Source organism: Sphingomonas sp. NIBR02145 (genome assembly GCF_027359115.1).
GTDB lineage: Bacteria > Pseudomonadota > Alphaproteobacteria > Sphingomonadales > Sphingomonadaceae > Sphingomonas > Sphingomonas kyeonggiensis_A.
This window is the reverse complement of the sequence record NZ_CP114791.1, coordinates 241,039-261,206: the sequence shown is the minus strand read 5'-3', so window position 1 is coordinate 261,206 and position 20,168 is coordinate 241,039. Positions and strand designations below refer to the sequence as shown.

The following is a 20,168-nucleotide window of genomic DNA, read 5'->3' as shown; positions in this document are numbered from 1 at the left end:
CCATAAGGCGGAAATGGCTGCGTTTCGACAGCAATTTACGGCGCAAGGAAAAGGCCCCCGCTCCGCGAGGAGCGAGGGCCTGAACTTGTACAAAGCGGAAAGCCTTAGTCGGCCTTCTTCTTCGCCGGAGCCTTCTTGGCGGGCTTGGCTTCAGCCTCGCCCTCGGCCGCTTCGGCCTTCTTGGCCGGTGCCTTCTTGGCGGCCGGCTTCTTGGCCGGCTCGGCCTCGGCTTCCGCAGCCGGCTCGGCGTCGGCTTTCTTGGCCTTGGCCGGCTTCTTCTCGGCCTTCTCGCCTTCGTCGGCCTTCTTCGACTTGCGCGGCTTGTGGTTGTCGTGGTCGTGGGTGTGCGTGCCGGTGTCGAAGCCGTCATCGCTCTCGATCGCGGCTTCCAGCTCCTCGCGGGTCACTTCGCGATCCGAGATCTCGGCCTTGTCAAACAGGAAGTCGACCACCTTGTCCTCGAACAGCGGCGCGCGCAGCTGGGCGGCGGCCATCGGCTCGTTGCGGACATACTGGTAGAAGCGCTCGCGATCGTTCGGGCTGTACTGGGCGGCAGCCTGGGCGATCAGCTGGTTCATCTCGTTCGAGGTGACCTCGACGCCGTTGGCGGTGCCGATCTCCGACAGGAGAAGACCCAGGCGCACGCGGCGCTCGGCGATCTTCACATAGTCCTCGCGCTCGGCGTCCAGCTCGGCCTTGGCAGCGGCCGGATCGGCCTCATGCTCGGCTTCGTGCTGGAGCTGGTGCCAGATCTGGTCGAACTCGGCCTCGACCATCGAGGGCGGAACCTCGAAGTCATGGCCGGCGGCCAGCTGGTCGAGCAGCTTGCGCTTCATATAGGTGCGGGTCAGGCCGCCCAGCTGCTGCTCAAGCTGGCCCTTCAGCAGGCCGGTGAGCTGCTCGAGGCTCTGCAGGCCGAGCGTCTTGGCGAAGTCGTCGTTGATCTCGGTCTCGCCGGCGGTCTTCACCGCGGTGATCTTGAGCGCGAACTGCGCCGGCTTGTCGGCCAGGTCGGCCACGCCATAATCGGCCGGGAAAGTGACGTCGATCGTCTTCTCGTCGCCGGTCTTCACGCCGACGAGCTGGTCCTCGAAGCCCGGGATCAGGCGGCCGGTGCCGATCTCGACCGACATGCCCTCGCCGGTGCCGCCGTCAAAGGCGACGCCGTCGACGGTGCCGACGAAGTCCATGGTCACCTGGTCGCCGGTGGCGGCCTTGTGCTTGGCCGGAGCGTCGGTCCACGCCTTCTGCTGGCCGGCGAGCTGCTTGAGCTGCTCGTTCACTTCCTCGTCGCTGACCGGAACGGTCAGGCGCTCGAGCTTCAGGCCGTCGATCGAAGGAGTCGGGACGTCCGGCAGGACTTCCAGCTCGACCTTGATCTCGGCGTCGCCACCCGGCGCATACTCGCCTTCCAGGCTCACCGACGGCGACACGGCCGGGCGCAGCTTGTTGTCGGCGATCAGCTTCTGCACGCCTTCCTGGATCGAGCTGTTGAGCGCGTCCTGGGCAATCGCCTCGCCATGCATCTTGCGGATCAGGTTGGTCGGCACCTTGCCCGGGCGGAAGCCCGGCATGCGCACCTGCGGAGCAACCCGCTTGACCTCGGCATCGACCTTCTTGTCGATGTCCTTGGCAGTGATCTTGAGCGTGTAGGCGCGCTTCAGGCCCTCGTTCAACGTCTCGACAGTCTGCATTTTTCTCAGGCTTCCAAACTTCAAGAAAAGGAGTCGCGGCGTCCGGTGACGCGGGAAACGAGCGGCGATGCTGGTGCGGGCGAAGGGACTCGAACCCCCACACCTTTCGATACCAGAACCTAAATCTGGCGCGTCTACCAGTTCCGCCACGCCCGCACAGGGCACCGCCGGTCGGCGGGCTCTATAGCAGTCAGGGGCTTCATCGCAAGGGCGCAAGAAACTTCATCGCGACACGAAGCGTTGGTCAGGCGAAACAAGGAGACCGAACGTGCCCGTTGAGCCCCCTGTCCAGCCGACCGTGCCGCCCCCCGAGCAGCCGTCCGCGCCGCAACCGGGCCAGCCGATCAGCCCGCCGCCGGAACTCGATCCCCCGGCGCCGGACATCGACGTGCCCTCGCCCCAGCCGTCCACCCCGACGGTCCCGGCGCCGGGCCAGCCCATCGCATAGAACAAGGAGAGAGAGGATGAACGACAGCAATCGTGACGACCCGCGCTCCGATCTCCAGCAGATCGTCGAGGCGCGCGCCGATGCCGTGAAGCGCGGCGAAGGCGGCAACGGCCATTCGCCGCTGGCGGATGCCGGAGCCTCGGACGGAGTCGGCGGCACCGCCGGAGACGTCAAGAACCAAGACGCGGACGCGCAGTAACGCCCGGGCGCCCATGATAGACAAGCACATGAAAAAGCTCCGGCTGCGCTGCGAAATCGGCGAGCCGGAGGAAGAAGCCCTGCGCGCTGCTCTGATCGGTCCGATCGACTTCGCCGCCGAACAGGTGATCGTGCGCCGTGGCGAGCGGCTCAACAGCTCGATTCTGCTGCTCGACGGCCTGCTCGCGCGGTACAAGGACCTGAGCGACGGCCAGCGCCAGATCACCCACATCCACGTGCCCGGCGATTTCGCCGACCTGCACGGCTACACGCTCGGCTATCTCGATCACAATGTGATGACGCTGACGCCGTGCCGGATCGCGCGCGCGCCCCATGTCCGCGTGCTCGAGCTGACCAATCGCTTCCCCAGCCTCACCCGCGCCTTCTGGTTCTCGACCAACCTCGATGCGAGCATCCACCGCGAATGGGAAGTGTCGCTGGGCCGGCGAAATGCGATCGAGCGCGCGGCGCACCTGCTGTGCGAGCTCCAGTCGCGCCTGCTCGTGGTCGGCGCGGCGGAGGGCAACAGCTTCCGACTGCCGATCACCCAGAACCAGTTCGCCGAATGCCTGGGCCTGACCGGTGTGCATGTGAATCGCGTGCTGCGCGAGCTCCGCGAAGCCGGCCTGGCCGATTTCCGCGGCGGCAAGGTGACCGTCCATGATCGGGGTGCGCTGGAGGGACTCGCCGAGTTCGACGCGCTGTACCTCTATCTCGACAAGCCGGCGAACTAGGCCGGCGAACTAGGGCGCCACCCGCCGTGCAGTGAGGATCTTCACCGGCGCGGCGGGAATCTCGCCCTTGAAATAGCCGCCGGCCAGTGTCGCGGTGGGCGAGTTGGGCGCATCGAAGATCTTGAGGACCACATCCTTGCCATCGACGACATGGGCAAAGGCCGCGAAGCCCAGATTGTCGCCGGGCTTGCTCGGATCGGCATCGAACGAGGGCTGGTCGCCAAGCAGGATGGTGAAGTCGCCCCGCGCGGTCCCCGGCGCGCGGCGCGGGGTCGAAAGCGTGAAATCGGTATGCTTGATGCCGGTAACCGTGGTCGGCTCATGCTTGATCGGCGGCAGCACCTTGCCCGGCGCGCCGTTCACGCCGAACTGCACGAAGCCGAAATGGTCCTGCACCTTCACCACCCGGTAGAAGGGCACGCCATCGAGCCTTTTCTGGTCGACATAGCGCAGGAAATTCCCACCGCTGATCGGCGCGCGGACATTGTCTACCTCGACCGTGATTACCCCGGCACTGGTGGTCAGCGCCACGCGCGGCAGCGGCTTGGCGGGGGTCGCCGACGGCACCGGAACGGGCGCCGGGGCCGGTGCGGTCTGCGCCATGGCCGGAAGCGCCGACAGGGTCAGCAGGCAGGCGGTCAGCGTCCGGATCATGATCCCTCCTGTTTCGTCGCGGCGGCCCGCGGGCAGGCATAGGCCTGTTTGTAGGTCTGCCCCCAGCAGCGGCGCAGGGAGTCGAGCACGCCCAGGTTGAGCGGCCACTGGATGCGCCACGGGCTGCCGTCCGGCATCAGGATCGGCTTGCCCTTGTCGTCGCGCGCCACTTCGTCGAAGTCGGCAGGCCTGGGCGTGGCGGCGAGCTTCGCGCGTGCCGCCTCCAGCCCGTCCTTGTCCCCGCGCAGGAACGCGATGCTGCCATCGACATAGAGCGCCCAGGCACCCCCCTGGTCCCCGCCGGTGCGCTTACGCGCCCGTTGGAACAGCCCGATCGCTGCATCGGTCTCGCCGGCATTGGCGCGCATCTGCCCCTCATGCCAGAAGAGCGTCGAGAGCTCCGCCTTGTGCGCCTCGCGCCAGTCGCGAATCGCCTCGGCCGCCGCATGCTCGCAGCCCCGATTCGCCAGCGCCCGCCAGCCACCGCCCAGGTCCTGGTCGAACCGATCCTCGTCGAGCGCGATCAGTGCCGCGCGGTCATAGCTGCAGTCCGCCGCCTGCGCGGGAGAAAGGAAAAGCAATGCCGAAAGGATCGTGATCATCGCTTTCCCCTTCGCAACCTCAGCCCGCGAGCGCCTTCTTGAGCAACTCGTTGACCACCGCCGGGTTGGCCTTGCCCGCCATCGCCTTCATCGTCTGGCCGACGAAGAAACCGAACAGCGCTTCCTTGCCGCCGCGATACTGCTCGAGCTGGCCGGGGTTCTTGGCGAGGATCTCCGCGATCACCGCCTCGATCGCGCCGGTGTCGCTGGTCTGCTTGAGCCCGCGCTCCTCGACGATCTTCCCCGCCGCATCGCCGGTCTCGAGCATGATCTCGAACACCTGCTTGGCAAGCGGGCCCGACAGCGTGCCGTCGGCGGCCAGCGCCAGCAGCTCGGCGCCCTGCTCCGGGCTCACCGGCGAGGTGTCGAGGTCCTTGTTCAGGCGGTTGAGCGCGCCATACAGGTCCGACAGCAGCCAGTTGGCCGAAGCACGGGCAACTTCCTGCTCGCCCTTCTTCTGGATGCGCGCGCCCTCGGCGAGCAGCGCTTCGAACCAGCGGGCGGTGTCCGCATCGGCGGTCAGCGTTGCGGCGTTATAGGCAGAGAGCCCCAGCGCCTGCTCGTAGCGACGGCGCTTGGCATCGGGCAGCTCGGGCAGGCTGGCGCGGCATTCCTCGAGGAACGCATCGTCCAGCTCAAGCGGCAGCAGGTCAGGATCGGGGAAGTAGCGATAGTCGTGCGCGTCTTCCTTCGAGCGCATCGACCGGGTCTCGCCCTTGTCCGGATCGAACAGGCGGGTTTCCTGGACAATCTTGCCGCCGGCCTCGAGCACCTCGACCTGGCGCCGCGCTTCGATCTCCACCGTCTGCATGACGAAGCGGACCGAGTTGACGTTCTTGGTCTCGGTGCGGGTGCCGAACTCGGCGCCCGGCTTGCGGACCGAGACATTCACGTCGGCGCGCATCGAGCCCTGGTCCATGTTGCCGTCGCACGAACCGACATAGCGCAGGATCGCGCGCAGCTTGCTCAGATAGGCACCGGCCTCCTGCGGCGAGCGCATGTCCGGCTTCGACACGATCTCCATCAGCGCCACGCCGGCGCGGTTGAGATCGACGTACGAGCGCGTCGGATGCTGGTCGTGCATCAGCTTGCCGGCGTCCTGCTCGACATGGATGCGCTCGATGCCGATCGTCTTGACGTTGGCCTCGGGATCCTTGTCGTCCAGGCTGATCTCGATCTGCCCCTCGCCCACCAGCGGGTGGAAGAGCTGGCTGATCTGATAGCCCTGCGGCAGATCGGCGTAGAAATAGTTCTTGCGGTCGAAGCGCGACCATTTGTTGATCACCGCGCCGATCGCCATGCCGGTGCGCACCGCCTGGCGGATGCACTCCTGGTTCGGCGTGGGCAGCATGCCCGGCATCGCCGCGTCGATCAGGCTCACCTGGCTGTTCGGCTCTGCGCCGAACGCAGTGGCCGCGCCCGAGAAGAGCTTGGCGTTGGACGTGACCTGGGCGTGGACTTCGAGGCCAATCACGACCTCCCATTCGCCGGTTTCGCCCTGGATGCGGTACGTGGATTCGCTCATTTACCGACCTTCTCCGCCCGCCGTGGCGAGCGCTTCATTCGCTTGTGCCGGGACCTGAAATCCGGGTCCGGCGCCATATCCCGCCGCTTCCTGCCGAGATCGCCGAACCAGCTGGCGATCTCCTGGATCAGGATGTCGGCGAACCAACTCATCTTACCACCATTGCTCCGGCCGCGCCGTGAACCCGGCGCGCTGCTCGATCGCAAGGCCGGCACCCAGCACGCCCTGCTCGTCGAGCGGCTTGCCGATGATCTGCAGGCCGAGCGGCAGCCCGGCGCTGTCGAGCCCGGCGGGCACGCTCATCGCCGGCAGGCCGGCAAGGCTGGCAGGCACGGTGAACACGTCGTTGAGGTACATCGCCAGCGGATCGGCCGACTTCTCGCCCAGCGCAAACGCCGAGGACGGCGCCGTCGGGGTCAGCAGCAGGTCGCAGACCGTGAACGCATTCTCGAAATCCTGCGCGATCAGCGTGCGCACCTTCGATGCCTGGGTGAAATAGGCGTCGTAGAAGCCCGCCGACAGCACATAGGTGCCAATCAGGATGCGGCGCTGCACTTCGGGGCCGAAGCCCGCCGCGCGGGTCGCCGCGTACATTTCCTGCAGGTTCTGGCCGTCAGCCAGCTCGCGCAGGCCATAGCGCACGCCGTCATAGCGGGCGAGGTTCGACGAAGCCTCGGCCGGCGCGATGATGTAATAGGTCGGCAGCGCGTATTTGGTGTGCGGAAGGCTGACCTCCACCACTTCGGCGCCGGCGTCCTTCACCCAGGCGATGCCCTGGTCCCAGAGCTTCAGGATCTCTTCCGGCGTGCCGTCGAGGCGATATTCCTTGGGAATACCGATCTTCTTGCCCTTGAGGTCGCCCGAAAGCAGCTCTTCCCACTTCGGCACCGGCAGGTTCAGCGAGGTAGAGTCCTTGGGATCGAAACCCACCATGTTCTCGAGCAGGATCGCGCAGTCCTTGACGTCGCGTGCCATCGGCCCGGCCTGGTCCAGCGACGAGGCGAAGGCGACCACGCCCCAGCGCGAGCAGCGGCCATAGGTCGGCTTGATGCCGCTGATGCCGGTGAACGCCGCGGGCTGGCGGATCGAGCCGCCGGTGTCGGTGCCGGTGGCACCCGGCACCAGCCGCGCCGAGATCGCCGCCGAGCTGCCGCCCGACGAGCCGCCGGGCGCCAGCGGGGCATTGTCGCCGCCGCCACGCCGCCAGGGCGAGATCACATTGCCGAAATACGACGTCTCGTTCGACGAGCCCATCGCGAACTGGTCGAGGTTGAGCTTGCCGAGCATGCCGGCGCCCGCGTCCCACAGCTTCTGCGAGACGGTCGATTCATAGACCGGTTTGAAGCCTTCCAGCATGTGGCTGGCGGCGGTGGTCTGCACGCCCTTGGTGGCGAACAGGTCCTTCATGCCGATCGGCACACCGGCGAGCGGCTTGAGCGCCTCGCCCCTGGCCAGCGCCTCATCGGCGGCAGCGGCAGCGGCGAGCGCATGCTCGGGGGTTTCGACGATGAACGCGTTGAGCGCCTTGGCCTTGCTCACCTTGACGATGAAGGCATCGGCCACTTCGCGGGCCGAGAAGGTGCCGGCGCGCACGCCGTCGCGCAGGGCGGCTACGCCCAGATCGGTGATCTCGGTCATTATTCGACCACCTTCGGCACGGTGAAGAACCCGTGCTCGCCCTGCGGCGCGTTCTGCAGCACGGCGTCGCGCTGGTTGCCCTCGGTCACTACGTCCTCGCGGAGGCGCAGCTTGTTGGGGATCACGGCGGTCATCGGCTCGACCGACGAGGTATCGACCTCGCCAAGCTGCTCGATCCAGCCCAGGATGTTGTTGAGTTCGGGCGCGAGGCGCTCGGCATCGGCATCGCTGATCGCGATGCGAGCGAGGCTCGCCACCTTCTTCACGGTTGCGGTATCGACGGACATGGGAGGCGCCTAACAGCCGCGCCCCGCGCCTTCAAGCGCTGGCTTGCGTGGCCCTCGTCCGTGCGGGGTGGTAAAGTGAATTTCCGGTGCTTTATGGTGGCGCCTGCAAGCGCAGTTGCGCCGGGCGAAATCGCGCCCGCCGGGAATGCGATTGCAACAAAACGGCTTTATGCTGCATTGCACAATGGAGAGTGGGGCTTGGCCCGTAAATTCCTCTACGTCATCGTAGGACTTATCGTGCTCGCACTGGCCGCCACCTTCGCCTATCGATTCTGGGGCATCGAACTGCTCCGCCAGGCCATGGTGCCCAGCGCGAACATCGTGCAGCTCTCCGCCCCCGGCGATTACACCAGGCCCGATCTCTGGCTCGCCCGGCCGGACAAGCCCGGCAATCCCGCGCTGTGGACGCCCGAAGGCTTCAAGCCCGCCGAGAACCCGCCCGCCGCGGTGTTCTTCGTCCACCCTACGTCATTCCTCGATCGCTCTGCCTGGAACGCGCCGCTCAACGACATGGCGGCCAATGCCCGCGCCGAGCTGTTCCTGCGCGGCCAGGCGAGCGCCTTCAACGGCGCCGGGCTGGTCTGGGCGCCGCGTTATCGCCAAGCGACCTTCGGCGCCTTCCTCACCAGCAAGGAACAGGCGCATCAGGCGCTCGACTTCGCCTATCGCGACGTGCTGGCGGCGTTCGACCAGTTCCTCAGGGAAGCCGGCAACCGTCCGATCATCCTGGCCGGCCACTCGCAGGGCGCGCTCCACCTCACCCGTCTGCTGGTCGATCGCGTGGCAGGCAAGCCGCTCGCGAAGCGCATCGTCGCGGCCTATGTCGTCGGCTGGCCGGTCTCGATGACCGCGGACCTGCCGAAGCTCGGCCTCCCCGCCTGCTCCGGCCCTGACGAGACCGGCTGCATCCTGTCCTGGCAGAGCTTCTCCGACCCCGCCGACCCTTCGCTGATTCTCGACACCTTCGACCAGAGCAGCGGCTTCACCGGCCAGCCGCGCAAGGGCACGCCGATGCTCTGCATCAACCCGCTCACCGGAAAACCGAACGACAGCGTCGGCGCGGAGGCCAATCTCGGCGGCCTGCTGCCCAGCAAGGACCTGACCAGCGCCGCCCTCCGCAAGAACCTCGTCCCTGCCCGCTGCGAGGGACGCGGCATCCTGATGATCGGCAACACCCCGCCGGACCTCGGCCCCTATGTGCTGCCGGGCAACAACTACCATGTGTTCGACTACAGCCTGTTCTGGGCCAATGTCCGCGCCGATGCCGAGCGGCGGCTCAAGGCCAAGCGCAAGTTCTGGCCGTTCTGATCGGCGCGACGTAGAAGGCCGCGATGATCACCACCGCCTCCGCCGAATTCCGCGCCGCCCTGCCCGCCGGCGGCCGCCTGATCGGCCTCGACGTCGGCACCAAGACGATCGGCACCGCCCTGTGCGACGCCGGCTGGAGCTTCGCGAGCCCCGCCGAGCTCGTCCGCCGCACCAAATTCTCCAAGGACAAGGCCGCCCTCCAGGCGCTGATGAACGCGCAGCAGGTGAAGGGGATGGTGATCGGCCTCCCCCTCAACCTCGACGGCACCGATAGCCCGCGCACCCAGTCCACCCGCGCCTTTGCCCGCAACATGGACGATATCGGCCTGCCGATCCTGCTCTGGGACGAGCGCTGGTCCACCGTCGCGGTCGAGCGCACGCTGATCGAGCAAGATTTCAGCCGCGCCCGCCGCGCCGAGATGATCGACAACATGGCCGCCGCGCACATCCTCCAGGCGGCGATCGACGCGCTGGTGAACGTCTAATCGCCGCTGCCTACGTACTTGCCATCCGGCGTCATCAAATACTGACTGCCTCCGACATAAGTTCCGTCCGGCGCCATCGTGTAGCGGCTACCACCAACATAGGTTCCGTCCGGCGCCATCACGTAGCGATTTCCGCCAACGTAAGTTCCATCAGGCGCCATGGTGTACGACGAGCCACCAACATACCCTCCAAGAGGGGTCATGGTATATTGATTGCCGAAGACGTACCCACCGAGAGGCGTCATTATATATTGCATGGATTCTTCTCCTGCTTGTTTTCGGAGAGTTCCCGAACGCACTTTCCTTGACAAGCCTAGAGCTTGTGAAAACTGTGAACTAACTTACGCGACCTAGCGTCGATCGAACCGGGCGATCAGCGCGTCGAGCGTGCGGCTCCCGCGCTCGCCCTGTGCCCGGGTCTTGTAGGTCACGTCCCCCGCATCGACCGGCTGGAGCTTCCCGCAGAAGCGCCGCACGTCCGCGCCCAGCATCGCGACATCGGCGTCGATCCGCTCCAGCTCCGCCCGCGCCGCCTTGCGCGCCCGGCGCCCCAGCACCTTTTCCAGGCCGAGACGATGCCCGGCAGCCGTCTCGGCAAAGCCCGCCGCCAGTGCTTCCATCTCGCCGACATAGGAAAGCGACACCAGCTGCGCCGGCGCATAGCCCAGCGCATCGTCGCCATGCACCGCATTGGCCCCCACCCGCACCGTCGCCTGGCCCAGATAGAGGCGCGTGAGCCCCGCAAGCGTCCGTCCGGCCAGCTCCGCCAGCGCCGCGGTGTCGGCGAGCAGGGCCGCGTGCCGGGCATCCACCGCCGGCGCATAGACCGCCATTACCCGCCCGAACCGCGCCCCGTCCGCCGCCTGCCGCTCGATCGCCGCCCGTGCGCGGACCAGCCGGTCGAGCGGGGCGGCGCCATTCTCGCGGAAGAATTCGCGCGACAGCGCCAGCACATTCTCCCCGCAATCGCGGTGCGCCTGCAGCGCCGCCAGCGCCAGCATCTGCCGCATCGGCCGCCAGCGCGCCCGCTCGACGCGTGCCAGCCACCAGGGCAGCAGTGCGAGGACGAGCACCAGTCCCAATGCGAAGAAGAAGGCCCCGGCCTGGAACGCCGCCCACCACGCGGGATCGCGCGTCATCCAGCCGAGAAACGAAACCCACCAGCCCTGCACGAACGCTCCCCCCGAAACGATACGCGGGCGCATTCCTATCTGCGATTTGCGGCAGATGCGAGACTCCTTGCGCCACCGCGTCCGGGGGTCTAGGCGACGGCTTTAATGCAAGCCTCAGATCATCGCCCCGCGGCCCAGATACAGGGCCGCGCCGTCTTCCCGCACCGGCACCTCACCGGCATTGCGGGTCTCCAGCCCCATGAGATCATGTTCCTGCTCGACGAAGCGGAACAGTGGATCGAAGCGAACCGCTCGCGCGCCCGCAGCGACCGCCGGCTCGAGGGGCTCACCCAGATCAACGCCTTTTTCGAGAATAGCACCCGCACGCTCCTGTCCTTCGAGATCGCGGGCAAGCGGCTGGGCGCCGATGTGGTCAACATGCACGCGGCGCAGAGTTCGGTGAAGAAGGGCGAGACGCTGATCGACACCGCCGTTACGCTCAACGCGATGCGCGCCGACGTAATCGTGATCCGCCACATGGCCTCGGGCGCGGTGCAACTGATCGCCGACAAGGTCGATTGCCCGGTGCTGAACGCCGGCGACGGCTGGCACGAGCATCCGACCCAGGCGCTGCTCGACGCACTCACCATCCGCCGCCGCCGCGGCTCGGTGGCCGGCCAGCGCGTGGTGATCTGCGGCGACCTGCTCCACAGCCGTGTCGCCCGCTCGAACATGCTGGCGCTGACGTCGCTCGGCGCCGAGGTCCGCGTCGTCGCGCCCTCCACGCTGATGCCCCCGGCGATCGAGGGGCTCTACGTCACGCCGTTCACGGATTTCGACGCCGCGCTGGAAGGCGCCGATGTCGTGATGATGCTGCGCGTCCAGAACGAGCGCATGGCCGGCGGCTTCATCCCGTCGACCCGCGAGTTCCACGCCCGCTACGGCCTCACCCCCGAGCGGCTGGCGCGCGCCAAGCCCGATGCGCTGGTCATGCATCCGGGCCCGATGAACCGCGGCGTCGAGATCGACAGCTCGGTCGCCGACGATCCGGATCGCAGCGCGATCACCGAACAGGTCGAGATGGGCGTGGCGGTCCGCATGGCCTGCCTCGACGTCCTCACCCGGGCCGAACGCGGCGTGGAGGGCTGGGCATGATCTATCCTCAGTTCCATCACAGTTCCCCGGCGAAAGCCGGGCCCCAGGGTTACAAGCGACAGGGCAGAGAAACCCTGGGCCCCGGCTTTCGCCGGGGAACTGAAGGAGTAGTCGCGTGAGCACCGTCTTCAGCAATGTCCGCGTGCTCGGCGGCACCACCAGCTTCGCGTTCTCCGGCGAAACCATCACCACCGATACGACCGGCGCCGAGACCATCGACGGCAAGGGCCTCACCCTCGCCCCGGGCATCATCGATCTCGGCGTGTTCGCGGTCGACCGTGCCGCCTGCCGCGCCGGCGGCATCACCCGGGTCGGGCTGATGCCCGATCAATCGCCGATCCTCGACGATCCCGGCATCATCCGCCGTGCCGCGCTGATGGGGAAGCCGGATCTGTGGGTCCACCCCCTTGCCGCCGCCACGCGGGGGCTCCAGGGCACCGACCTTGCCGAGATGGCGATCAACGCCAGCGCCGGCGCCAAGGCTGTTGCCACCGGCCGCCGCTCGGTCGCGAATGCGGGCGTGATGCGCAAGGTCCTCGCCTATGCCAGGGATTGCGGCCTCACCGTGATCACCCATGCCGAGGACAGCGGCCTCGCGGGCGACGCCGTCGCCACCGAAGGCCTCACCGCCACGCTCCTGGGCCTGGCGGCAGCCCCCGCCATCGCCGAGGCGCTCGCGATCGCCCGCGACACGATGCTCGCCGAGGATACCGGCGCCCGCGTCCATTTCCGCCAGGTCACCACGGCCGCAGGGCTCGACCTGGTCCGCCAGGCCAAGCGCCGCGGCGTCAAGGTCACCTGCGGCGTCACTCCGGCGCACTGGCTGCTGTCGGACATCGCGGTCAGCGACTATCGCACCTATGCCCGCGTCTCGCCGCCGCTGCGCGCCGAAAGCGATCGCCAGGCGGTACTCGCCGCGCTCGCCGACGGCACGATCGACGTGATCGCCTCGGGCCATGACCCACGCGGCCCGGAAGGCAAGCGACTGCCCTTCATCGACGCAGATGAAGGCATGTCCGGCGCCGAGACCCTGCTCGCCCTCTCGCTCGGTCTGGTCCGCGACGGCACGCTGACGATGGAGCGGCTGTTCGAGCTGCTCGCCGCCAATCCGGCGCGCGTCCTGGGTCTCGACGCCGGCACGCTCGAGCCCGGCAAGCCCGCAGACTTCATCCTCTTCGCCCCGGACGCCCCCTGGCTGGTCGATGGCACGAAGATGAAGGCCCGCGCCGGCAACACCCCGTTCGACGGGCTGCCGGTCCAGGGCAAGGTCCACCGCGTGTTCAAGGGCGGGCGGGAGATCGAGTGACGCAATAGCCGTAGACCCCGGCCCTCCCCGTCATCCCGGCGAAAGCCGGGATCTCAGGCGAAGGCGCGGGGCAAGAGCCGCACGAGATCCCGGCGTTCGCCGGGATGACGGTTACGCAGCAACCCTCTCGCCCGCCCCGACAAACGGCGCGATCACCCCCATCGCTCGCTCGACATACAATTCCTTCTCCCCCACCGGCGCGACGTAATGGATCGCCGCCTCGGCATCGGCGAGCGAAGAACCCCGCGCGATCATCCAGCTCGCCAGATATTGCGAGGCCAGGCAGCCGCCAGCAGTCGCGACATTGCCATGCGCCACGAACGGCGCGTCGATCACCTCGACGCCCGCCTCGATCACCCAGGGCTTGGTGGTAAGGTCGGTGCAGGCCGGCAGCGAACCGATCAGCCCGAGCTTCGCGAGCAGCAGCGTGCCCGAGCATTGCGCCCCGATCAGCTGGCGCGCCGGATCAAGCCGGATCCGCGCAAGCATCTCCGCATCCGCCGCGATCTCGCGCGTGCGAAAGCCGCTGCCGATCAGCACCGCATCTGCCTCGGCGGCGAACTCCAACGGCTTCTGCGCGGTGACCGTAACGCCGTTCATCGAGGTGACCTGCCCAGTCGGGCAGGTGATGTGGGCCATCCAGCCCTTGGCCTTCATCCGGTTAAGGATCGCCGCCGCGACGAAGCTGTCGAGCTCGTTGAACCCGTCGAATGTCAGCACTGCGATCTGCACCTGAAGACTCCCGTAAACCTGTCCTCCTGTCCTATCAGGCGGCATACGGTGCAACCATGCATTAATCGCCTCGGCCTAGGCAGCCTGTTATGGCTATTCCTATAAAAACCGCCGCACTGCTCACGGGATCGCTTTTCGCTGCCGGCTGCGCCTCCGGGCAAGCCGACGGCCTCAACCCGAAGAACAAGCTCCACTGCGCGGTCGTGCTGGGCGTCGCCGGCCAGAATGCCGAGCGCACCAATGCCCCCGCAGAGGCGCGGCGCGCGTTCTTCGTCGGCAATTCCTGGTACACGCAGCGCCTGCCCGAGCGCACGCTGGAAACTTCCGAGGCGAAACAGGCACTGGCACTGGCCCGCCAGGATCTCGCCGCCCTCGAGCCGATCGCCAAAGCCTGTATCGACCGCGCCACGCGCGAAGCGGGCTTCAAGGGCTTCCGCCGCCGGATCGGCGCGATGTACGACGAGGCCGACGCCGCGCGGCGGTGATGGGGCTAGGCCAAATACCCTTCGCCCCAGCATTTCTTCTCCGTGAACCCCGCCCTTGTTCGTCATCCCCGCGAAGGCGGGGATCCATTCTGGCTGCCTGAAGAGAGTCTCATTACCCTCGGCGGCAACGGATCCCCGCCTTCGCGGGGATGACGGACGAAACCTACTTCTTCCGCCGCGCCGGCTTCGCCAGATTCGCCGCCACCGCCTCGCGGATCAGCGCCGTCAGCGCCGCTTCGTCGATCGTTTCGCCTTCATGGATGTCGATCGCACGGCGCACATTCCCGTCCAGGCTCGAATTGAACAGACCCGTAGGGTCTTCCAGCGAAGCGCCCTTGGCGAAGGTGAGCTTCACCGCCGCCTTGTAGGTCTCGCCGGTGCAGATAATCCCGGCATGCTCCCACACCGGCACGCCGCGCCATTTCCAGGTCTCCTCCACCTCCGGATCGGCCGCGTGGATGATCGCGCGCACCTTCGCCAGCGTCGCGCCGCGCCAGTCGTCCAGCGCCGCGATGCGGGCGTCGATCTGCTCGACGGCGGTCTTGTCCTCGCTCATGCGTTCCTCGCGAAATAGGGCTTGGCGAACATGTAGAGCCCCGTCGGCAACAGCACCAGCAGCGGCAGCACCGCGAGCAGCCCCAGCCACTGCGCGTTGGCCTGCAGGATCACCGCGATGATGTTCACGACCGCGGCGATGCTGAAAATGAACCCGCTCCAGCGGTGGACCTGGCGTAGCATGGCATATCCTCCCTCGAATACATAACCTTCCGGCTATGCATTTCTCATAACCATCGAGTTATGCATTCGTCAAGCCCAACGAAAAAGGCCGGAGCGTCGCCGCCCCGGCCTTTCCTGTTTCCCGATGGGAGTGGGAAAATTCGTTAGCGTGCGGCGAGGCGCGTGCCCGGCTTCACCCAGGCGGCAGTCGCATCGCCCGCGCCCGCGCGGACGAAGCAGGTCTGGCCGCTCGACTTGATCTGCTGGCACAGCGCGTTGGCACCGCTGCGGTCATAGCCGCCCACCGACAGGCGATAGAAATTGCCCGCCTTGGTCGAGACCTTGGCGCCATAGGGCGTCTGGCCGGCAAGGCCCGGGACGCGATCGTCCATGCGGTTCCACGCATCGCGCGCCACCGCCGGGCTCACATAGGCGCCGAGCTGGACATAGAAATTGCCGCGCGCCGGCTTGGCGGTCGCCGCGCTCTTCTCGATCAGGCGCGGCGCCTTGGCGGCAACGGCGACGCTGGGCGCCGAGGCGCGCACCGCGGCGACGGGAACCGACTGCACCACTTCCGCGCGCGGGCCGAACACGACGCCGGCATTGGTGCCGGCCACCGGATTGGCCTCGGTCACCGCCACGGCCGGGGCCGCTGCTGCAACCGCGGTCGAGACGCCGGCCTCGGCGGCAACCGCCTCGGCATTGGCGGGCACGCCCGGCATATAGGTATCGACCGCTTCAGGCACCGGCGCGGTCTGCACCGGCTGCACCGTCGCGGCGGCGAGCATCACATTCTGCTGCGCCAGCGCCAGGCGCACCGGCTGGCCGAGGTCCTGCACCGGCGTGACGTTGAGCAGCGCGGCGACCTGGTCATAGGCGTTGGTCGGGCGGGCGAAGTTCACCCACTGCATCATCCGCGCGTTGAGCTGGTCCGGCGCGACGTCGACCGACGCGACCTGCTTGGCCTCGGCCCAGCGGCCCGAAAGCGCGAGGGCGAGCGCCAGGTTCTGGCGGGTCTTGGCGGTGGCATCCTCGGCGCGAGCGGCCGGGCCCAGGATCTCGACGGCCTTCACCGGATCGCCGGCCAGCGCATAGGCCAGGCCGCGATCGGCGGCGGGGATCGTGTCCTCATGGCTGTCGAGCATCGCGCGCGCGCCCGGCCAGTCGCCACCGGCGATCTTGGCGAGCACCAGGTTGAGCGCGGCGCGGCCGTCGCCCGGGTTGAGCGTCAGCGTGTCGGCCAGCGCCTGGTTCGCCGAGGCGAAGCGGCCGGCGAGCAGATAGGCCTGGCCGAGCAGCGCGCGATATTCGGCGTTCTGCGGGTCGTTGGCCACCGCGGCCTCGGCATGGGCGACGGCGTCGCCCGCCTTGCGTTTCGCGATAGCCTTGCGCGCGGCCCCGGCTTCCTGCGCGGCCTTCTTGGCGTTGGGCGCGTCGGTCGCGAAGGCCGAGAGCGCGAAGCCCTGGGTCGTAATGCCGGCTGCCAGCGTACCGCCGGCGGCCAGCGCCGAAAGGCCGATCACGAGCTTGCTACGGATCTTCATCATCCAGTCCTTACCGGTTCCCGGCCGGGCCGACCTGACGCGCGAGCGTCTCGACCTCGGTCAGCGATTCGAGAAAGGCGTCGAGCGCCTCGGTCACGATCTGCTGCGCCGAACGGTTGGTTACGGCCGATGCGAGGCGCAGTCGCAAATGCCGGTCATTGTCGAGGCGGAGCGTGAACGCCGCCTTTGATTTCCTGGCCACTTCGCGGGCGAGCCGCTCGGCAGCAGCCGGAGCAAGCGCCGGGGCCTGCGGAGCGGGAGCCGAAGCCACGACCGGAGCCGGCTCGGCAACCTCCTCCACCACCGGCGGCAGTGCGGGCACGCGCGGCCGGGTCACCGGTACCGGTGCGGGCACCGGGGCCGGCTGGCTGAACCGCTCGTCGAGCTGCTCGATCTGGCGCAGCACCTGCGGCTTGGGCGCAGGCATCGGCGCCGGCTCGGGCGCGAACTGCTGCGGCTGGGCGCTCTCGTCGCCCATGTCGTTCCAGCCGAGATCGTCCTGGGCGGTGGCCGGGTTCATCCCGACAAAGCCCTGCGGGCGCATCGCCGGCCGCGCCTGGCCCTTGCGGGCGAGCAGGCTCGAGGAGAGCGAAGCGGTGGGTTTGGGCGTGCCGAACATCAGCTCACCACCCGGCGGCCAAAGCCGCCACCCGGGCGCGACGCGCCGAACTGGTTCACCGCGGCCGGAGTCGCGAACACGGTGCGGCGGAAGTTCTTCTCCAGCCGGTCGTTGATATAGGTCCACAGCGCCTCGACCTCGCCGGCCGAGCGCCCGTTCGGGTCGACTTCCATCACGGTGCGGCCGTCGATCATCGAGGCCGCGAAATCGGTGCGGTGGTGCAGCGTGATCGGCGCGACCGTGCCGTGCTGCGACAGCGCGACGGCGGCCTCGCTGGTGATCCGCGCCTTGGGCGTCGCGGCGTTGACCACGAAGATCAGCGGCTTGCCCGCGCGGTCGCACAGGTCGACCGTGGCGCCCACGGCGCGCAGGTCATGCGGCGACGGGCGGGTCGGAATGACGATGAGCTCGGCCACCGCGATCACGCTCTGGATCGCCATGGTGATCGCCGGCGGGGTATCGATCACCGCCAGCTTGAAACCCTGCTGGCGCAGGATCTCGAGGTCCGAGGCGAGCCGCGCGACCGTGGTCTGCGCGAAAGCCGGAAGATCCGTCTCGCGCTCGTTCCACCAGTCGGCCAGCGAGCCCTGGGGATCGATGTCGATCAGCACGACCGGGCCGCAGCCCGCCCGTTCCGCCTGCACGGCGAGATGGCCCGACAAGGTCGTCTTGCCGGATCCGCCTTTCTGCGATGCCAACGCGAGAACGCGCATGAACCCCCTCGAAATACCAGTTACCCGAGCGTGGGGATGCCATGCGGTCGTCTAAGAATGCGTTAACAGCGTTCCGCCCCGGGATTCTCCGGAGAAGACGGGCTAAGGATTTCTTTCACAAATGATGGTTAACTGCCATTTAGCCATTCATCCGGGGTGGGAGTCGAAGGTCGCATGAAGCTGCTTGGGTTGATCGCTGTTGCCGGGCTGGCACTGGCCGCCCCGCTTGCGCTCGCGCAGGACAATCCGGTGAAGGCGGGCGTGGAGGCCTGGGAGCGCGGCGACTACAAGACCGCCGTCGATCGCTGGCGCGGCCCGGCGATGAAGGGCGATGCCGACGCGCAGTTCAACCTCGGCCAGGCCTATAAGCTCGGTCGCGGGGTCAAGGCCGATCTCAACCAGGCCGAGACCTGGTATGGCAAGGCCGCTGCCCAGGGCCATGAGCAGGCCCAGGCCAGCTATGCCCTCGCCCTGTTCGCCAATGGCAAGCGCGATGCCGCCGCGTCGTGGCTCCAGCGCGCCGCCGGCCGCGGCGATCCCCGCGCCCAGTATGTTCTCGGCACCATGTATTTCAACGGCGACATCGTCCAGAAGGACTGGATCCGCGCCTATGCGCTGGTGACCCGCTCCTCGCAGTCGGGCCTGGCCGAGGCCTCGGGCGCGATCGCGCAGATGGACAAGTACATGACCGTGCAGGACCGCCAGGCCGGCCTCGCCCTCGCACGCAAATATGAGGAAGAGGCCAATCGCGCGCCGCTGCCCGGCGGCAACCCGCCGCCCGTCGAAGTCGCCAGTGCCGCGCCGCCGCGCACCGTCCCGATCCGCACGCCCCCGCGCGCCACGCCCACGCCGGTGCCGGCCCCGGTCCGCACCCAGCCCGTCCCTGCAGCCGCTGCGATCCGCGACGGCGGCTGGCGCCTCCAGCTCGGCGCGTTCGGCGATCCCGGCAATGCCCGCAAGCTGTGGAGCCAGGTCGGCGGCCGCTTCCCCGGCCGCTCGGTCAGCTATGTGAAGGCGGGCAGTCTCACCAAGGTGCTGGTCGGCCCGTTCGCCAGCCGCGCCGAGGCGGCAGGTGCCTGTCGCGGCCTCACCCCCTGCGTGCCGGTCAGCAACTAGCGCCTTCCCATTCTCGTCATCCCGGCCTTGAGCCGGGATCCCGCGAATATTCCCCGTCATCCCCGCGCAGGCGGGGATCCATTCTGGCTGGCTTGGGTGAGACCCACAGTACTCAGTGACAATGGATCCCCGCCTGCGCGGGGATGACGTTGGAGACTTGGGAAACGGCAAACCCGAACTCGCATTGCCGCAAACCCGAACCGCTTCGGTCATATCGCAGTTGCAACAAAAGCCGGATCGTGGCGTTAGGGCGCAATGATCCGCTTCCTCGCGCTCGCGCCTTTGCTCGCCCTCGCCCTTCCCGCCCATGCGCAGGAAGGAGAGAGCAAGCCGCCCAAGCGCTACCGCGTCTCGCTCGGCCCGCAGCTCTCGCCCAATTATCCGGGTTCGGACAAGGTCCAGCTCAGCCCGCTGGTCGATGTCGCGATCGCCCGCGGCGACGATCCCTTCCCCTTCGAGGCAGCGGATGACAGCTTCGGCTTCGCGGCGTTCAAGTCGGGCGGGTTCGAGATCGGCCCCGCCGCCAATTTCCAGGGCTCGCGCCACCGCAAGGAAGCCGGTGCTCAGATCGACGAGGTCGGCACCACGGTCGAGCTGGGCGGCTATGCCCAATATTGGCTGGCCAGATCGCTGCGCCTCCACACCGAGCTGCGCCAGGGCGTCAACGGCCACAAGGGCCTGATCGGCAGCGCCGGCCTCGACTATGTCATGCGTGACGGCGACAAATGGCTGGTCGCGATCGGCCCGCGCGTCACCCTGTCCGACGCGAAATACCGCCGCGCCTATTTCGACGTCACCCCCGCGGTCGCGGCCCGCACCGGCCTGCCGGTCTACCGGGCAGACGGCAGCGCAGTCCATGCGCTCGGCGTGAGCAGCACCGCCACCCGCCAGTTCAGCCGCCACTGGGGCGTCTACGGCTATGCCCGCTACGACCGTCTGACCGGCGACGGCGCGGATTCACCGCTGACGACGAAGCCCTATGGCAGCCGCGACCAGTTCTCCGGTGGCCTGGGCCTGAGCTTCACCTTCGGCAAGGGCGTGCGCTGAGGCGACGCGCGACTTTCCTCTTCGCCCTCTCCCGCTTTCGCCGGGCACA

Annotated in this window: 25 protein-coding genes and 1 tRNA gene; 10 read left to right on the top strand and 16 right to left on the bottom strand. The window is 67.9% G+C overall.

The window, feature by feature from the left end:
* Positions 1–104 precede the first annotated feature (104 nt).
* Positions 105–1,694: a trigger factor gene (gene tig, locus O3305_RS01205; RefSeq protein WP_269574809.1), complete on the bottom strand. Its 1,590-nt coding sequence runs from the start codon at positions 1,692–1,694 to the stop codon at positions 105–107.
* 71 nt (positions 1,695–1,765) lie between these two features.
* Positions 1,766–1,850, bottom strand: a tRNA-Leu gene (locus O3305_RS01200).
* A 112-nt stretch (positions 1,851–1,962) separates the two neighbouring features.
* Between O3305_RS01200 and O3305_RS01195 the strand changes: the two genes are divergently transcribed.
* Genes O3305_RS01195 through O3305_RS01185 form a run of 3 tightly spaced genes read left to right on the top strand, consistent with a single transcriptional unit; the run spans position 1,963 to position 3,074 of the window.
* A complete protein-coding gene (locus O3305_RS01195; protein ID WP_269574808.1) occupies positions 1,963–2,142 on the top strand; it encodes a hypothetical protein in 180 nt (59 codons plus the stop codon).
* Between the two features lie 16 nt (positions 2,143–2,158).
* A complete protein-coding gene (locus O3305_RS01190; RefSeq protein ID WP_269574807.1) occupies positions 2,159–2,341 on the top strand; it encodes a hypothetical protein in 183 nt (60 codons plus the stop codon).
* Positions 2,342–2,369: 28 nt separating this feature from the next.
* Positions 2,370–3,074, top strand: a complete 705-nt coding sequence (locus tag O3305_RS01185; protein ID WP_269574806.1) for a Crp/Fnr family transcriptional regulator — start codon at positions 2,370–2,372, stop codon at positions 3,072–3,074.
* 9 nt (positions 3,075–3,083) lie between these two features.
* On the opposite strand, the gene O3305_RS01180 is transcribed toward O3305_RS01185, so the two are convergent.
* The 6 genes from O3305_RS01180 to gatC are packed head-to-tail and all read right to left on the bottom strand — an operon-like array spanning position 3,084 to position 7,780.
* Positions 3,084–3,728 carry a peptidylprolyl isomerase gene (locus O3305_RS01180; protein WP_269574805.1) on the bottom strand — a complete coding sequence of 215 codons (645 nt, stop codon included), beginning with the start codon at positions 3,726–3,728 and terminating at the stop codon, positions 3,084–3,086.
* Positions 3,725–4,330 (bottom strand): hypothetical protein, encoded by a 606-nt coding sequence (locus tag O3305_RS01175; protein ID WP_269574804.1) that lies wholly within the window; start codon positions 4,328–4,330, stop codon positions 3,725–3,727. Before O3305_RS01175 ends, O3305_RS01180 begins: the two co-directional genes overlap by 4 nt.
* A gap of 19 nt (positions 4,331–4,349) precedes the next feature.
* The gene (gatB, locus tag O3305_RS01170; RefSeq protein ID WP_184167704.1) at positions 4,350–5,855 is read right to left on the bottom strand and encodes an Asp-tRNA(Asn)/Glu-tRNA(Gln) amidotransferase subunit GatB; all 1,506 of its coding nucleotides are present in this window, start codon (positions 5,853–5,855) and stop codon (positions 4,350–4,352) included.
* Entirely contained in the window at positions 5,852–6,007 is a 156-nt protein-coding gene (locus O3305_RS01165; RefSeq protein WP_184167707.1) for a hypothetical protein, read from the bottom strand. Before O3305_RS01165 ends, gatB begins: the two co-directional genes overlap by 4 nt.
* 1 nt (position 6,008) lies before the next feature.
* A complete protein-coding gene (gatA, locus tag O3305_RS01160; protein ID WP_269574803.1) occupies positions 6,009–7,493 on the bottom strand; it encodes an Asp-tRNA(Asn)/Glu-tRNA(Gln) amidotransferase subunit GatA in 1,485 nt (494 codons plus the stop codon).
* Entirely contained in the window at positions 7,493–7,780 is a 288-nt protein-coding gene (gene gatC / locus O3305_RS01155) for an Asp-tRNA(Asn)/Glu-tRNA(Gln) amidotransferase subunit GatC (protein ID WP_183994508.1), read from the bottom strand. Before gatC ends, gatA begins: the two co-directional genes overlap by 1 nt.
* A 198-nt stretch (positions 7,781–7,978) precedes the next feature.
* Between gatC and O3305_RS01150 the strand changes: the two genes are divergently transcribed.
* Together O3305_RS01150 and ruvX are read left to right on the top strand one after the other, a co-directional pair.
* On the top strand, positions 7,979–9,088 hold the full coding sequence (locus O3305_RS01150; RefSeq protein WP_269574802.1) for a DUF3089 domain-containing protein: 1,110 nt from the start codon (positions 7,979–7,981) through the stop codon (positions 9,086–9,088).
* Positions 9,089–9,111: 23 nt separating this feature from the next.
* Positions 9,112–9,573: a Holliday junction resolvase RuvX gene (ruvX, locus tag O3305_RS01145; protein WP_269574801.1), complete on the top strand. Its 462-nt coding sequence runs from the start codon at positions 9,112–9,114 to the stop codon at positions 9,571–9,573.
* Here the strand turns inward: ruvX and O3305_RS01140 are convergent.
* Positions 9,570–9,830, bottom strand: coding sequence for a hypothetical protein (locus O3305_RS01140; RefSeq protein WP_269574800.1), 261 nt, complete (start codon positions 9,828–9,830; stop codon positions 9,570–9,572). The two genes, ruvX and O3305_RS01140, sit on opposite strands and share 4 nt — an antisense overlap.
* Before the next feature lie 93 nt (positions 9,831–9,923).
* On the bottom strand, positions 9,924–10,712 hold the full coding sequence (locus O3305_RS01135) for a hypothetical protein (RefSeq protein ID WP_269574799.1): 789 nt from the start codon (positions 10,710–10,712) through the stop codon (positions 9,924–9,926).
* Positions 10,713–10,850: 138 nt separating this feature from the next.
* On the opposite strand from O3305_RS01135, the gene O3305_RS01130 reads away from it, so the two are divergent.
* On the top strand, positions 10,851–11,840 hold the full coding sequence (locus tag O3305_RS01130; RefSeq protein ID WP_269574798.1) for an aspartate carbamoyltransferase catalytic subunit: 990 nt from the start codon (positions 10,851–10,853) through the stop codon (positions 11,838–11,840).
* A 115-nt stretch (positions 11,841–11,955) separates the two neighbouring features.
* Entirely contained in the window at positions 11,956–13,146 is a 1,191-nt protein-coding gene (locus O3305_RS01125) for an amidohydrolase family protein (RefSeq protein ID WP_269574797.1), read from the top strand.
* 111 nt (positions 13,147–13,257) lie between these two features.
* Here O3305_RS01125 and O3305_RS01120 read toward each other — a convergent pair whose 3' ends face one another.
* Positions 13,258–13,878, bottom strand: coding sequence for a DJ-1/PfpI family protein (locus O3305_RS01120; protein WP_269574796.1), 621 nt, complete (start codon positions 13,876–13,878; stop codon positions 13,258–13,260).
* 89 nt (positions 13,879–13,967) lie between these two features.
* Between O3305_RS01120 and O3305_RS01115 the strand changes: the two genes are divergently transcribed.
* Entirely contained in the window at positions 13,968–14,363 is a 396-nt protein-coding gene (locus O3305_RS01115) for a hypothetical protein (RefSeq protein WP_269574795.1), read from the top strand.
* A 163-nt stretch (positions 14,364–14,526) separates the two neighbouring features.
* Here the strand turns inward: O3305_RS01115 and O3305_RS01110 are convergent, their stop codons facing one another.
* The 5 genes from O3305_RS01110 to O3305_RS01090 form a co-directional block, all read right to left on the bottom strand.
* Positions 14,527–14,919, bottom strand: a complete 393-nt coding sequence (locus tag O3305_RS01110; RefSeq protein WP_269574794.1) for a DUF1801 domain-containing protein — start codon at positions 14,917–14,919, stop codon at positions 14,527–14,529.
* Complete coding sequence (locus O3305_RS01105) at positions 14,916–15,101, bottom strand: hypothetical protein (protein ID WP_184167734.1); 186 nt, start codon at positions 15,099–15,101, stop codon at positions 14,916–14,918. The genes O3305_RS01110 and O3305_RS01105 overlap by 4 nt, the downstream gene beginning before the upstream one ends.
* A gap of 143 nt (positions 15,102–15,244) precedes the next feature.
* On the bottom strand, positions 15,245–16,624 hold the full coding sequence (locus tag O3305_RS01100) for an SPOR domain-containing protein (protein ID WP_269574793.1): 1,380 nt from the start codon (positions 16,622–16,624) through the stop codon (positions 15,245–15,247).
* A 10-nt stretch (positions 16,625–16,634) separates the two neighbouring features.
* Positions 16,635–17,243 (bottom strand): hypothetical protein, encoded by a 609-nt coding sequence (locus O3305_RS01095; RefSeq protein WP_269574792.1) that lies wholly within the window; start codon positions 17,241–17,243, stop codon positions 16,635–16,637.
* Positions 17,243–17,956: an AAA family ATPase gene (locus O3305_RS01090; RefSeq protein WP_269574791.1), complete on the bottom strand. Its 714-nt coding sequence runs from the start codon at positions 17,954–17,956 to the stop codon at positions 17,243–17,245. Before O3305_RS01090 ends, O3305_RS01095 begins: the two co-directional genes overlap by 1 nt.
* A gap of 174 nt (positions 17,957–18,130) precedes the next feature.
* Here O3305_RS01090 and O3305_RS01085 point away from each other — a divergent pair, with 174 nt between their 5' ends.
* Positions 18,131–19,072 carry an SPOR domain-containing protein gene (locus O3305_RS01085; protein WP_269574790.1) on the top strand — a complete coding sequence of 314 codons (942 nt, stop codon included), beginning with the start codon at positions 18,131–18,133 and terminating at the stop codon, positions 19,070–19,072.
* A gap of 255 nt (positions 19,073–19,327) precedes the next feature.
* The gene (locus O3305_RS01080) at positions 19,328–20,119 is read left to right on the top strand and encodes a MipA/OmpV family protein (protein WP_269574789.1); all 792 of its coding nucleotides are present in this window, start codon (positions 19,328–19,330) and stop codon (positions 20,117–20,119) included.
* The last annotated feature ends 49 nt before the right edge of the window (positions 20,120–20,168 follow it).

What these genes read in the sequence shown, in the direction of transcription:
- gatB (WP_184167704.1), bottom strand. Translation starts at nt 5,855, where the DNA reads ATGAGCGAATCCACGTACCGCATCCAGGGCGAAACCGGCGAATGGGAG.
- O3305_RS01165 (WP_184167707.1), bottom strand. Translation starts at nt 6,007, where the DNA reads ATGAGTTGGTTCGCCGACATCCTGATCCAGGAGATCGCCAGCTGGTTC.
- O3305_RS01175 (WP_269574804.1), bottom strand. Translation starts at nt 4,330, where the DNA reads ATGATCACGATCCTTTCGGCATTGCTTTTCCTTTCTCCCGCGCAGGCG.
- O3305_RS01190 (WP_269574807.1), top strand. Translation starts at nt 2,159, where the DNA reads ATGAACGACAGCAATCGTGACGACCCGCGCTCCGATCTCCAGCAGATC.
- gatC (WP_183994508.1), bottom strand. Translation starts at nt 7,780, where the DNA reads ATGTCCGTCGATACCGCAACCGTGAAGAAGGTGGCGAGCCTCGCTCGC.
- O3305_RS01095 (WP_269574792.1), bottom strand. Translation starts at nt 17,243, where the DNA reads ATGTTCGGCACGCCCAAACCCACCGCTTCGCTCTCCTCGAGCCTGCTC.
- O3305_RS01105 (WP_184167734.1), bottom strand. Translation starts at nt 15,101, where the DNA reads ATGCTACGCCAGGTCCACCGCTGGAGCGGGTTCATTTTCAGCATCGCC.
- gatA (WP_269574803.1), bottom strand. Translation starts at nt 7,493, where the DNA reads ATGACCGAGATCACCGATCTGGGCGTAGCCGCCCTGCGCGACGGCGTG.
- O3305_RS01080 (WP_269574789.1), top strand. Translation starts at nt 19,328, where the DNA reads ATGATCCGCTTCCTCGCGCTCGCGCCTTTGCTCGCCCTCGCCCTTCCC.
- ruvX (WP_269574801.1), top strand. Translation starts at nt 9,112, where the DNA reads ATGATCACCACCGCCTCCGCCGAATTCCGCGCCGCCCTGCCCGCCGGC.
- O3305_RS01115 (WP_269574795.1), top strand. Translation starts at nt 13,968, where the DNA reads ATGGCTATTCCTATAAAAACCGCCGCACTGCTCACGGGATCGCTTTTC.
- O3305_RS01140 (WP_269574800.1), bottom strand. Translation starts at nt 9,830, where the DNA reads ATGCAATATATAATGACGCCTCTCGGTGGGTACGTCTTCGGCAATCAA.
- O3305_RS01130 (WP_269574798.1), top strand. Translation starts at nt 10,851, where the DNA reads ATGCAAGCCTCAGATCATCGCCCCGCGGCCCAGATACAGGGCCGCGCC.
- O3305_RS01100 (WP_269574793.1), bottom strand. Translation starts at nt 16,624, where the DNA reads ATGAAGATCCGTAGCAAGCTCGTGATCGGCCTTTCGGCGCTGGCCGCC.
- O3305_RS01085 (WP_269574790.1), top strand. Translation starts at nt 18,131, where the DNA reads ATGAAGCTGCTTGGGTTGATCGCTGTTGCCGGGCTGGCACTGGCCGCC.
- O3305_RS01110 (WP_269574794.1), bottom strand. Translation starts at nt 14,919, where the DNA reads ATGAGCGAGGACAAGACCGCCGTCGAGCAGATCGACGCCCGCATCGCG.
- O3305_RS01090 (WP_269574791.1), bottom strand. Translation starts at nt 17,956, where the DNA reads ATGCGCGTTCTCGCGTTGGCATCGCAGAAAGGCGGATCCGGCAAGACG.
- O3305_RS01180 (WP_269574805.1), bottom strand. Translation starts at nt 3,728, where the DNA reads ATGATCCGGACGCTGACCGCCTGCCTGCTGACCCTGTCGGCGCTTCCG.
- tig (WP_269574809.1), bottom strand. Translation starts at nt 1,694, where the DNA reads ATGCAGACTGTCGAGACGTTGAACGAGGGCCTGAAGCGCGCCTACACG.
- O3305_RS01135 (WP_269574799.1), bottom strand. Translation starts at nt 10,712, where the DNA reads ATGACGCGCGATCCCGCGTGGTGGGCGGCGTTCCAGGCCGGGGCCTTC.
- O3305_RS01185 (WP_269574806.1), top strand. Translation starts at nt 2,370, where the DNA reads ATGAAAAAGCTCCGGCTGCGCTGCGAAATCGGCGAGCCGGAGGAAGAA.